Raw genomic sequence first — 240 nt, 5'->3', positions numbered from 1 at the left:
CACAGAAATCACAGCCCTGTTCGGCATACCAGTGCTCCAGCGTGCAGCTGAAACGGCGGCTTAATTCTGCAACAACGTCGCTTTCCGGCTGACACCACGGCGTGTCGAAATCCACCTGAATGAAGTTTTCCCCCTGACTGCTGATATTCAGGTCATACCCACAAGGCCACTTCACGCCATACCGTTCTGTATACCAGTGATATGCAGAAGGAACACCGTTCAGAACACCACCGTTGAAGC

The 240-nt window shown here is 52.5% G+C and carries 1 pseudogene; it reads right to left on the bottom strand.

The features are described 5' to 3' along the window. Nucleotides 1-240: pseudogene (locus tag E0D98_RS28620) on the bottom strand (hypothetical protein); the annotation flags it as partial.

Source organism: Escherichia sp. KCJ4928, assembly GCF_004352695.1.
GTDB lineage: Bacteria > Pseudomonadota > Gammaproteobacteria > Enterobacterales > Enterobacteriaceae > ECMA0423.
Note: the sequence above shows the minus strand (reverse complement) of the source record. Positions and strands in the feature narration are given on the sequence as shown.